Source organism: Streptococcus sp. 23.2, assembly GCF_016648665.1.
GTDB lineage: Bacteria > Bacillota > Bacilli > Lactobacillales > Streptococcaceae > Streptococcus > Streptococcus salivarius_E.
Genome location: NZ_JACLQJ010000029.1, coordinates 1 through 7,085, shown reverse-complemented (window position 1 = coordinate 7,085; position 7,085 = coordinate 1). Strand labels below are relative to the sequence as shown.

Below are 7,085 nucleotides of genomic sequence, written 5' to 3'. Positions count from 1 at the left end.
GTCCTCATAAGTTAATTTCATAATAAAAACACCTCAAAAGTTAGATTTTTTCTGTCTAACTTTTGGGGTGCAGTTCATTTTCGCCAAAGGGGATTCTTTCATCTATTATTTGAAAATAGAACTTGTGAAACTATCTGTCTCTTGTAGGAGTTTCTTATAGACAGCTTCTTTGAGTTTCGTCGTATGGCTTGTTGACACTGATTTATTACCGTTATTATCTGTTTTAATACTTGCAGCATCTTTTGCTACTGCAGCCTTAAACAAGGCTAATAAATCATCGTAAGAGCTTACTGTTGTGCCGTCAATTGTAACTGTCGTCAAACCATGTGACGCTTTGTCTTTCACTTCTTTGAAGTAGGCCTTCTTGAAGGCTTCTAGTGAGTTGAACTGACCATCAGAAATCTTGCTAATGATAAAGTCGTCTCCAAGGGTGTCCTTACCAGCCGCTTTTGCTTCTTGTTTATACTTGTTAGTCGCATAACCTAGGAAGCCTTTTTCATAGCCATAGTAACCCCAGAGTCTGAAGGTATTATGCTTGAAGGACATGGCACCAGGAGAACCCTCGCTGGTATTTCCTCCATAGATGGCAGACATCATAGGAACATTGACATAAGCAGAAGAGAAATCATCTGGTTTATAGACACCATTTCCTGGACCACGATTGGTCATGAAGTTATTGTCCACAAGGTCATCAATAGAGGTCAAGTTAATAGCCTTTTCACTATCACTTAGAGCACGAACCTTGTCGTATTGATTTTTACTGTTACCTCGTAGCTGTTTATCTACCTTCTTGAACCATGCGTTATTGAGCTCTTGATTTCCTTGACTGAGGACCGCTTCCCCTTCAAGTGAGTCAAGAAGCATGAGGGTATCGTTGTAGCCCTTCATGTAACGGTCGATGGCTTCACGTGAGTTCAACTTGTTTGGATTAGTGTTATACCACTGATTACCGTCGTTTTCTCTTTCAAAGGCCATGTTAAGTCCTAAGGCGCCGTATTCACCTTGATGACCTTGAGTAGCTGGTGATTGAAGAAGACCTTGGGCATATGCTTCAACGTCTGTTCCTTCACGACGACCATAATCTCCAAAGTAAGCAATACGGTCATTGATGTGGGTCGTTTCATGCGTAAAGGCCGAAGCACCGTACTCACTAATCATGTTAGACATGACGAAAGTAACTTTGGCACGATTATCAAAGGCATTGTCATAGATAGCAGCATAGGCACCGGCCATAGCTCCGTTGTCTCCATAGTACTCACCAACTGGACCATAGATTTCACGGATTGGCGCATAGACTTCTGTACTGTCTTTAAATTGACCGTAGCGCTCTGGCCAACCTGGCCAACCATGACCCCAGACATAGAAACCTTCCCAGACAGGATTGACAATATCTTTGAACAATCTGTTTTTAACTTTGTCTGTAGCCAATCTATGCCAGAAATCAAGGTAGTTGATTTGACGTTGGGCAGCTAGATCAATCTCAGGTTTCAGTTTCTCAAGAGTCGTATTGTACTTGTTAGCTGTTCCATATGACATGGTGTCATAGGTTGAAATCAAGAACATCTCTGTTTTATCAAGATTCAATAATGGCAGAATCATTTTTCTGTGTAGGCCACGTGTTAAGTTATCGTAAGCACGATACTTGTGCTCACCGACACCTTCATTTTGCGAAGCTTTCTCTACAACATAGACCTTGTCCTTAGTGGCATCGATGAACCAATCATTCATATTGTCGATATTAGTGAACAATTCTCTATTATAGTTTAGGAAACCATTTAAATCTCCAGATTTAGTATATTTCGCTAGAACTTCACCAAAAGCATCATATGTTCTTGATCCACTGATATTATTTTCCTTAGAGCCAATCTCAATCAAACGGTCAAGGACATCCACATTTTTACCATAGAAGTCTGGCTTGAAGAGCATGATTTCTTTGATATTGACATCATCAAACTTAACACCGTAATAACGATTCAAATAGGTTAAACCTAGCAAGAGAGCAGCCTTATTTTTCTCGACCTTATCAAGAATCATTTGTTGAGCGGCAGGTGATTGGTTAAGCTGGTGATCCTCATTTTCAACCAGCTTAGTCACAAGGTTAGTCAAATTAGCTTTAACAGCCTCAAAGCTTTCTTCCAAGAAGAGGTTCTTAATGGCATTTACTCTATTTGGACCGGTACGACCAAGTTTTTGGTAAATTGGATCAGACTGCAACTCAATCGTTTTAAGGATATCAACAATACCATTAATAAGACTTGAGTGATCTTTTTGGACAATATTCGGAGTGTACTTGATACCCAAATCAGTAACAGTGTACTCCTTAACGTTGCTCAAACCTTCTGAACTATCTGAAAGCTTGAAGTAGTCTTTAGTACCATCAGCATAGTGAACAATAATCTTGTTAGCATCGCTTAAGTCTGTGACAAAATTACTGTCTTTCATTGGTGTCACTGAGAGTACATCTTTGGTATTCAAGTTATGGTTTTTAGCCAGTTTGTTTGCTTGATAGACAATATAATCCTTGTTATAGAACGGTTGAAGTTTCTCAATATTCTTATAAGCCTGGTTGTATTCTGGATTATAGTCTTGAATATTGGCAAAATCAGCTTGACTAGAAACATTATTAAGAGTATTCAACGCGTAAGGTTCGCTGACAAATGTATCAGCCGTTATTTTGTAGCCTTCAACACGCTTGTCAGCTTCTTCCTTAGTCAAATGTTTGAGTTTTTTCGGACTCTTGGTATCTCTACCAGTGCCATCTTCGGCAGAACTATAGCCGATAACCCCAAAGAGGTCTTTGATATAAGGTCCACCATCTTCGTCATCAACATCATTAGATGCAAAGATTTCTTGACCTTTAACTACCTTGGCATAGGTCACGTTGTCTTGAACAGCTCCGTAAGGCCAAGTCTTGGCAACAATACCACCGACATATCTTGTGTTTTTAACATCAAGAACACCTTTGGCTACTGAATTTGTTACCCTTGCCTTAGTTCCAGACTTCCAGCTATTAAGCATGTAGGTGACATATGGTACCAGCATACTTGCATTGGCATTATTGGCCGTAATAGTCGCATCCACATAAGCTCTGTTAACAAATCCCATGTAGTTTGAGCCAGCAATCCCACCAACTGTCGAGTTATTACCAACAGAGTTAATCTTACCGATAAAGGCGACATTTTCAATCTTGCCATCTTCATCAATCTTATTGACAATCCCCGCAACGTCATTATTACCAGTAACTGAACCAGTCACCTTAACATCTTCAATCAAACCTTTGTTTTTAAGGTTAAATCCAACTGCTGCTATTTGATTCTGACCAGGGCGATTGATGTCTACATTTTCAAAGTTGATATTCTTAATGGTTCCCCCATTGATAACATCGAACAATGGGTGTTCCAAATCATAGATGGCAAAACGTTTGTCACCATCACTAATCAACTTACCAGTAAATTCGGTCGTAATGTATGATTTGCCGTTTGGAACAACGTGACGAGCACTCATACTTTGACCCAGTCTAAATTCACCTGATGGATTAGCCTGAATGGCATTGACCAACTCAGCAAAATCATAGTAAACATTGGCTTGACTAGCTTTCGGTTTCTCAATGTAGTAGCTATAAGTTTGAGCAAAATGATTTTGGCCATCACGTTGCACCAAATTGTCCGCTTCTGCAGTTACCTTATAAACCGCCTTACCATCAACTGTTGTCTCTTCGATAGACTTGACAGCCAAGTAAGTTGTTTTCTGATCTGCCGAAGTCATCTTCAAGTAATAATTCGTAAGGTCTTGAGGTACAGCTGTCAGACGGGTTTCATCCACTTCTGTTTGATTGTCATACTTAATCAAATCCGTACGGGCAAAATCTTTAAGCTCAACTTTCTTGAGATCAAGTTGGATGGTTTGGTCTGCCAGGACCTGACTTTCCTCACCATTGCCACGATCAAAGGTCATGGTTGTTGTAAGTGTATACGGCTTGTAATAGTCTAAGTTTGTTAAATCAGCAGTCAAGGTCGTGCTAGGAACATCAAGCGTTTGGACAACTTGTCCATCTTTCTTAAGTACCGCTTTAATAGTCGTGATGGCTACTGAACCTGGATTAGTCAATTGGTAGCTAAGCTTGGCACTTCGACCCAAGTCATCCTTGTCAATCTGTGTCAGTGTAAGAACTGGTTTTTCTGATATCTTAGCCCCTTTGCGAACGATACGATCTTGGACAGGAACTAGCACGGTTTCAGTGACAGTTGGCTCTTCAGCAGTCTTGTTACCCTTGTAAGTCTTATAAACCTTGGTGATTATATTTTGGCCTTTTTGACCTTCTTGGACAACTTTCAATGTGCCTTTTTCTAGACTATCATCTTCTTGGACAATTTCTTTAAATGGAAGCTCTACAATGGACTCCTCCGTCGTTGTGCCATCTAGAGGCTTGCTACCACGACGGATTTTTCTAGGTTGTGGCACCTCAATAACCTTACCTGACACAATAGTCGGCTCACCAACCTTGACACCATCAATGGTTTGGTAAATTTTCTGGATTTCTTGGCTACCTTTTTTACCCTCTTGTTCGACAACTTCTTCATCCATATACTTGTTATCATCCGTAATCACTTCGATAGGATAATCGATGGCTTGCGTTTCAGTCTCTGTGATACTGCCGACAACTGGGGTATGAACAGGATTCTCAGGTTGAACAAGGGCCTCACCTTCGTGGCCTGATTCTTGTGTTCCATTGGCACTGATTGGTCCAGTGTACTCTGGATTATCTGGTTGGACAGCTGCCTCGCCTTCGTGGCCAACTTCTTGTGTGCCATTAGCACTGATTGGACCAGTATATTCTGGAGCCGCTGGTTGAACCACAGCTTCACCCTCATGGCCAACTTCTTGTGTGCCGTTAGCACTGATTGGGCCCGTATATTCTGGAGCGGTAGGTTGAACCCACGCTTCTCCCTCATGACCAACTTCCTGGGTACCATTGGCACTTGTAGTATCGCTACTGATTGAACCGGTGTACTCTGGGTTAGCAGGTTGAACAACTGCCTCGCCTTCGTGACCAACCTCTTGCGTACCGTTAGCACTGATAACACCAGTATATTCTGGATTGGCGGGTTGAACCACTGCCTCACCCTCATGGCCAACTTCTTGTGTGCCGTTAGCACTGATTGGGCCCGTATACTGTGGATTAGCAGGTTGAACAGCTGCTTCACCTTCATGACCTGATTCTTGCGTACCTTTAGCGCTAATTGGTCCAGTGTACTCTGGATTAGCAGGTTGAACTAGAGCTTCGCCCTCATGACCTGGCTCCTGAGTTCCTTTTTTCCAACTGATTTCTTTATCTATTTCATCCCGGCTTGCTGTGTTTTTATCTTCTCTTGATGGCTCAAGTCCTTTCAAAGTATTCTCCAAAGGTTGTTCAAGTTCAGGCTTAGCCGAGTAACGAAGATAGCCGACATACTCATAACCATCGATTGTAATAACACCTTTAGCTAGATCCGCCTCATCTGAGACAGTCAGAGTCTGATTATATGCCTGTAACTCCTTATTTTGCAAAGCAAGAACCTCAAGAGGGACAAGTAAACTTTGCCCTGCTGCTCCAATCAAGACCAATCCAATAATCTTTTTGCGGTGTTTTTTTGAAAATAGGAGCACAGCCAAAGTTGCTGTTGTCAGCCCTAAACCTGTTGCGGCCCAGTCAGAACTACCTGTCTGAGGAAGAGTAGCTTGACTGTCTCCCTTACGTTTATAGACCAGATAAAAAGTATCATCATTTTGATATTCCTTTGGAATAGCATGAATCACTTGCTTCTGCTCTTCAGCTGTCAATTCATTTTCAGTAACATAGGCCATATGTACCGAAGCATCCGTAGTAATCTGATCCGCCGAAACTGGCTTAGACACGAAAAGACCACCTGCTAACAAGAATGTTCCGATAGCAACTGGCCCGACACCAACTGACAATTTACGAATGGCGTATTTTGTCACTTTTTCAAAAACATGATTTGCTTGTTTCATTCATAATCTTCCTATATGTTAATCGTTGTACCCCAAAGGCACTTCAAAAACGAAGACGTTACTGAAAAACACGCACTCTATACATTTATTATCCTTCTTCCGAAATCTATCATATCCTTTTTTTAATCTTTAGGCAAGTATTTTCTCTAATTTTTAATCAATATAAATAATTATTTAGCAACCATACTTTTCTTTCATGAAAACCTCTAAAGCCTTTTCATATAAATAATTATAAAGACTCTAACATTTGTAAAAATATTCTATTGAAATTCAAAATACTAATAATTCAAAAGAAAAATAATTGGGCTAATCTCTCTTATTCAATTTTATATCTAATATTTTAATGTAAGTAAAAATCATCGTTCAATAGACACAAAAGAGACCCACCCCTTATGGGATGAGTCTCTTTTTCGAAAACTGAAATAGTCTAACTAACTATATTGAGGGATTTAACCTATTAACTATTTTAGTCTTCTTTTTTGCGTTTTCCTACTAAACCAAGTCCAGCTGCCGCAAGAATTCCACCAAGGACTACGCCACCGATAGATACTTCGTCTCCTGTTTCTGGAAGTGTAGAAGCATCTTTTTCAGTTGATGAAATGTTTGCTCTTGCTTTAAGGTTCATATGATTAGCTAAAGTTGTTGATGACTCAACTTTACCATTTAGTGATGGTTTAACAACTGTTGGAGTATTCTCAGAACCCTTACCATTGTTGAAGGAATCTACTGTTCCACTTGTTGTGGCAAACATTGGAGCACTAGCTCCTGAAACGTTACCTGCTAGGTCTGTCGCTCTAGCTGTCACGCTACCTTCTGGAATGTTAACTGTTGGAACTACCACTGCGAGACCTGTTTCATCAGCTGTCGCTTCACCAATCTTATTGCCGTCTTTATCGAACAATTCAACCTTAGAACCTGGTTCTGCAATAACATCGATTGGAGTACGAGTGCCCGCCTTACCTGTAAGATCAGTATTCACTACTGGTGCGTCTGGCGCTATCGTATCAGTTCCCTTACCTACAGTCACTGATGTTGGGTTAGAGGTGTTGCCTGCATCATCTGTTGCAGTGACAGAA

2 protein-coding genes are annotated in these 7,085 nt (G+C 40.8%); both read right to left on the bottom strand.

The features are described from left to right. Window positions 1-105 precede the first annotated feature (105 nt). The gene (locus H7T98_RS10035; protein WP_201061835.1) at window positions 106-6,009 is read right to left on the bottom strand and encodes a ZmpA/ZmpB/ZmpC family metallo-endopeptidase; all 5,904 of its coding nucleotides are present in this window, start codon (window positions 6,007-6,009) and stop codon (window positions 106-108) included. A 466-nt stretch (window positions 6,010-6,475) separates the two neighbouring features. Beyond that, the coding region (locus H7T98_RS10030; RefSeq protein WP_201035992.1) for an LPXTG cell wall anchor domain-containing protein at window positions 6,476-7,085 on the bottom strand (610 nt) is incomplete at its 5' end.

Coding starts and splice junctions, on each gene's coding strand:
- H7T98_RS10035 (WP_201061835.1), bottom strand. CDS start 6,009: ATGAAACAAGCAAATCATGTTTTTGAAAAAGTGACAAAATACGCCATT.